Source organism: Mesorhizobium sp. M5C.F.Ca.IN.020.29.1.1, from assembly GCF_003997375.1.
Lineage (GTDB): Bacteria > Pseudomonadota > Alphaproteobacteria > Rhizobiales > Rhizobiaceae > Mesorhizobium > Mesorhizobium wenxiniae.
Genome location: NZ_RZSW01000525.1, coordinates 1 through 4,397, shown reverse-complemented (window position 1 = coordinate 4,397; position 4,397 = coordinate 1). Strand labels below are relative to the sequence as shown.

The window sequence follows — 4,397 nt, the reverse complement described above, 5'->3', positions numbered from 1 at the left end:
GTCGTGAACAGGTTTTCCACCGAGTATCCACAGGCGGCGAACAGGGTTTTGCACAGGCTGTGCGGCCGCCGTTAACTTTTGCGTGCCGCTTCGGCACAAGGTCGGCGTCGCGTCCATCGGTCGGCGCAGTCGCTGCACGAGGACCAGTGTGCCAGCAATGCAGAACGGATTGGTCAAGACCCGTCCTCTCCCACGGCATAGCGCTGCAAAGTAGGGCCGACTTTCTGGATAATTTCGTCGTGGGACAGGGCGACGACTGGCGGAAGCCGCAGCAGGTACCGGCACATCGCCAGACCCAGCAGCTGGCTCGAAACGAGCCCGGCCCGTCGACCCGCATCGGCGGGGTCAGAGACCGCCGCAACCACCGGCCTCACCTGGTTGCCAAATACGTCGCGCAATTTTTCCGCGGCGAATTCGTTCGACGTCGCCGAACGCAGCAGAATTGCCATGCCGGGACCGCTGGCCGGGCCTTCCCAGATTTCGAGAAAACGCCTGACCAGCGTTTGACCGATGGCGTTTCGATCGATCACCCGCAGCGCCGGCAATTGCAGGTCGACGACCGCCGCCCTGGCAAACAGTTCGTCCTTGCTGCGGAAATAGCGGATCACCATGGCCGGATCGATCGAGGCATGCGCCGCGACGTCGCGGATGGAGGTGCCGTCATAGCCGTGCTCGGCGAACAGGAGCCTCGCGGCCTCGAGAATTTGGGCGCGCGTGCGGTCCGACTTGCTGGGTTTCTTCGGCTGATTCTCGGTCATGAAATTCATATGCCAACGGCCGTTGACAAATGCAATGGATTCAACTAGAAAGTCAACGATCGTTGACAAATGGAGAGAGAAATGTTGCCCGACACTACGGAAGTCCTGATAATCGGCGCCGGGCCGACCGGCATGGCGCTGTCCATCGTGCTGCACCAGGCCGGTGTCGATCATGTTTTGATCGACAGGCTGGCGCAGCAGCTTCAGACGTCGCGGGCTGGCGTCATCCACGCGCAGACGCTGGAAACGCTGCAGCCGCTCGGCGTCACGCAGCGGCTGAGCGAACTTGCCCTGAAGCTGCAGAATTTCGCCATCCGCGACCGCGATCGGGCGCTGCTCAAGCTCGATTTCAGCAAGCTTCCGTCAAGGCATCCCTATCTGATGATGCTGCCTCAGAATCTGACCGAGCAGGTGTTCGCCGAGCGGATCGCAGCCCTGGGCGGCGTGATTCATCGCACGGTCGAGGCCACGGCGGTCGTTCAGGACGCTGACGGCGCACGCGTGACGGTGATCGAGAACGGCCGCGAGAAACTGATATCGGCACGCTACGTCGTTGGTGCCGACGGCATGCACAGCCTGGTGCGCAGGTCGACCGGCATCGAGTTCGACGGCGCGGCCTATGACGCTTCGTTCGTGCTCGCCGATGTTCGTCTCGACTGGCCGGTTGGGCCGACCGAAGTGTCGCTGTTCTTTGCACCGGCCGGGCTGGTGGTGGTGGCGCCGCTCCCGGACGGATCGTACCGGGTCGTCGCAACAATGGATGACGCGCCGGAAAAGCCCGAGATCGCCGAAATCCAGGCGCTGCTCGACAGCCGCGGACCGACCGAGAAAAGAACCCGGGTGCTCGATCTGTCGTGGAGCTCGCGTTTTCGTGTGCATCACCGCCTGGTCCGCTCGTACCGCAAGGACCGGTTGTTCCTCATGGGTGATGCCGCGCACGTGCACAGCCCGGCGGGAGGGCAGGGCATGAACACCGGCATCATCGACGCGGTCGTGCTTGGCCAGTTGCTTGGCGACGTGGTGAACGGCGTGCGCCCGGAAGCCGAGCTCGACCTTTACGAAACGCTGCGACGCCCGGCGGCCGAAGAGGTGCTTGAACTGGCGGGCACGATGACCGACATGGCGCTTACCCGCAGTTCGGTGAAGCGGTTCGTCCGCAACCTCGTGCTTTCGATGCTGAACCTCAATCCATTCCTGAAGCGTCGTATCGCCTTGAAACTGTCAGGCCTCAGCCGGGCGCCGCTTGCCCGCCTGCCGGCACCTTCGCGCGAGCCGATCCCCCAGACCAAGCCTGCAGCCGAACCAGGGCTGAAGCTTGTCGCCTGACAGCGGCGATTGTGCGGCTCCCAGCCTCGGTCTTGCCGATTGGGCGTCGGCCCGGTACATCAGCTGCCAGCGAGGGCCGACGCCTCAGGTGATATACTGGCCGCCATTGGCGGTTAGGGTCGAGCCGGTGATGAAGCCGGCATCGTCGGAAGCGAGGAAAACGACGCAGCGTGCGATCTCTTCCGGCTCGCCGAGGCGGCCGACCGGGATTTGCGGGATGACGCGCTCGTTGAGCACCTTCTCATCCATCGCCCTGACCATCTCGGTAGCGATATAGCCGGGGCAGATGACATTGACGGTGATGCCGGCCCGCGCCCCTTCCTGGGCGAGCGCTTTGGTGAAGCCGATATCGCCGGCCTTCGAGGCCGAATAATTGACCTGGCCGGTCTGGCCCTTCTGGCCATTGATTGAGGAGATGGTGATGACGCGGCCGAACTTGCGGTCGCGCATGCCGCCCCACAGCGGGTGCGTCATGTTGAAGACGCCGGAAAGATTGGTGTCGACGACCTCTTTCCACTGCTCGCGCGTCATCTTGTGGAACATGGCGTCGCGGGTGATGCCGGCATTGTTGACCAGCACGGAAACCGGACCGAGATCGGCCTCGACCTGCTTGATGCCGGCAGCGCAAGCATCGTAGTCGGCGACGGACCATTTGTAGACCGGGATGCCGGTCTCTGCCTTGAATTTCTGCGCCGCTTCGTCATTGCCGGCGTAGTTCGCGGCAACCTTGTAGCCGGCGGTTTTCAGGCCGATCGAAATCGCGGCGCCAATACCGCGCGACCCACCGGTGACGAGTGCTATCTTTGTCATGATGTCCTCCCTTTTTTCCTTCATGAACGGCGGGCGACGAAACCGGGAACGCTCTAACGGCGATTGAGCCCCGTTCGCCACCGACTATTTCACGGCTCGCTCACCTTGTCTTCACGACGCTTCGCATATGACTTCACAGCGCTTCCACGCACATGGCAACGCCCATGCCGCCGCCGATGCACAGCGTGGCAAGGCCTTTCCTGGCACTTCTGCGGCGCATCTCGTAGACCAGCGTGTTGAAGATTCGGGCACCGGAGGCGCCGATCGGGTGGCCGATGGCGATGGCGCCGCCATTGACATTGACGATGGACGGATCCCAGCCCATGTCCTTGTTGACGGCGCAGGCCTGCGCGGCGAAGGCTTCGTTGGCCTCGACCAGGTCGAGATCGCCGACCGACCAGCCGGCCTTGGCCAGCGCCTTGCGCGAGGCGGGAATAGGCCCGGTGCCCATGATCTGCGGATCGACGCCAGCGGTCGCCCAGGACACGATGCGCGCCAGCGGCGTGATGCCGCGCCTTTCGGCTTCCGCTTCGGTCATCAGCAGCACGGCGGCGGCGCCGTCATTGATGCCGGAGGCATTGGCGGCGGTCACGGTGCCCTCCTTATCGAAGGCCGGTCTTAGCTTGGTCATGGCGTCGATCGTGGCGCCGTGGCGGATGTATTCGTCTTGGTCGACAATGGTGTCGCCCTTCTTGCCCTTGACGGTGAAAGCCACGATCTCGTCCTTGAATTTGCCGGCCTTCTGCGCGGCCTCTGCCTTGTTCTGGGAGGCCAATGCGAGCCGGTCCTGGTCCTCGCGGGTAATCTGGAACTGGCGTGCGACGTTTTCGGCCGTGTTGCCCATGTGGTAGCCATTGAAGGCATCCCACAGCCCGTCCTTGATCATGGTGTCGATCATCTTGTAGTCGCCCATCTTGACGCCGGCACGCAGGTGTTGAGCGTGCGGGGCCAGCGACATCGATTCCTGCCCGCCGGCGACGATCACCTTGGCATCGCCGGTGGCGATCTGCTGCATACCGAGAGCAATAGCGCGCAGACCTGAGCCGCAAACCTGATTGAGGCCCCAGGCGGTGGTTTCCTTTGGCAGGCCGGCATTGATAGATGCCTGGCGGGCGGGGTTCTGGCCCTGAGCCGCGGTCAGCACCTGGCCGAGGATGACCTCGTCGACCTCCGCCGGCTCGACGCCGGCACGAGACAGCAGTTCCTTGATGACAACGGCACCAAGCTCATGCGCCGGGGTGGCGGCAAAGGCGCCGTTGAAGGAACCGACGGGCGTGCGCGCCGCACTGGCGACAACGATGACAGCGGACATGTTCTTCTCCAGACTTCGAGGTATCGTATCGTCAGGGCTTTTCTTGCCCTTTCAATGGTCCAAGTCAAACCGGAAATGGGCACGCTGGCCATGCGCTGCAAACAGGTTGCGCCTCGTGGTGGAAACAGCCCGCCCATTGCTGCGCAGCATTTTCTGGCCGCCATGCAGCATTAATTGATCCCGCACTGCAC

General features: G+C 63.1%; 4 protein-coding genes. 1 reads left to right on the top strand and 3 read right to left on the bottom strand.

Annotated features, from left to right (window positions below; translation table 11 throughout):
- Window positions 1–173: 173 nt before the first annotated feature.
- Window positions 174–932, bottom strand: a complete 759-nt coding sequence (locus EOA85_RS28805) for a TetR family transcriptional regulator (protein ID WP_245486103.1) — start codon at window positions 930–932, stop codon at window positions 174–176.
- On the opposite strand from EOA85_RS28805, the gene EOA85_RS28800 reads away from it, so the two are divergent.
- Entirely contained in the window at window positions 891–2,084 is a 1,194-nt protein-coding gene (locus EOA85_RS28800; protein WP_245486101.1) for an NAD(P)/FAD-dependent oxidoreductase, read from the top strand. The two genes, EOA85_RS28805 and EOA85_RS28800, sit on opposite strands and share 42 nt — an antisense overlap.
- An 84-nt stretch (window positions 2,085–2,168) precedes the next feature.
- Here the strand turns inward: EOA85_RS28800 and phbB are convergent, their stop codons facing one another.
- Window positions 2,169–2,894, bottom strand: a complete 726-nt coding sequence (phbB, locus tag EOA85_RS28795; RefSeq protein WP_029348801.1) for an acetoacetyl-CoA reductase — start codon at window positions 2,892–2,894, stop codon at window positions 2,169–2,171.
- Window positions 2,895–3,027: 133 nt separating this feature from the next.
- Complete coding sequence (locus tag EOA85_RS28790; RefSeq protein ID WP_127212016.1) at window positions 3,028–4,206, bottom strand: acetyl-CoA C-acetyltransferase; 1,179 nt, start codon at window positions 4,204–4,206, stop codon at window positions 3,028–3,030.
- Window positions 4,207–4,397: the final 191 nt, after the last annotated feature.

What these genes read in the sequence shown, in the direction of transcription:
- EOA85_RS28800 (WP_245486101.1), top strand. Translation starts at nt 891, where the DNA reads ATGGCGCTGTCCATCGTGCTGCACCAGGCCGGTGTCGATCATGTTTTG.
- EOA85_RS28805 (WP_245486103.1), bottom strand. Translation starts at nt 932, where the DNA reads ATGATCGACACCGGCCTGGTGCAGCACGATGGACAGCGCCATGCCGGT.
- phbB (WP_029348801.1), bottom strand. Translation starts at nt 2,894, where the DNA reads ATGACAAAGATAGCACTCGTCACCGGTGGGTCGCGCGGTATTGGCGCC.
- EOA85_RS28790 (WP_127212016.1), bottom strand. Translation starts at nt 4,206, where the DNA reads ATGTCCGCTGTCATCGTTGTCGCCAGTGCGGCGCGCACGCCCGTCGGT.